At 67.0% G+C, this 276-nt stretch carries 1 pseudogene; it reads right to left on the bottom strand.

The features are described from left to right. A pseudogene (locus tag ACVA6Q_RS24655) lies at positions 1 to 276 on the bottom strand (3-deoxy-7-phosphoheptulonate synthase); the annotation flags it as partial.

Here is a 276-nt window from a genome sequence, read left to right as displayed (position 1 = left end):
GCCTCGGCCAGCGTTTCCAGCACCTTCACCGAATCGTCCCAGCCGATGCAGGCGTCGGTCACGCTCTGGCCGTAGGCCAGGTCGGACACCGGCGTGCCTTGCACGTGGTCCTGGCGGCCGGCGTTGATGTGCGACTCCACCATCACACCGACGATGCGGTTGTCGCCGGCAGCCATCTGGCGGCCGATGTCTTCGCACACCGGGATCTGGTTTTCGTGCTTCTTGCTGCTGTTGGCGTGCGAGGCGTCGATCATCAGGCGCGCGGCCAGGCCCGAC

The sequence above is a fragment of the Vibrio sp. DNB22_10_4 genome (genome assembly GCF_052879755.1).
This window is presented reverse-complemented; position numbering and strand designations above follow the sequence as displayed.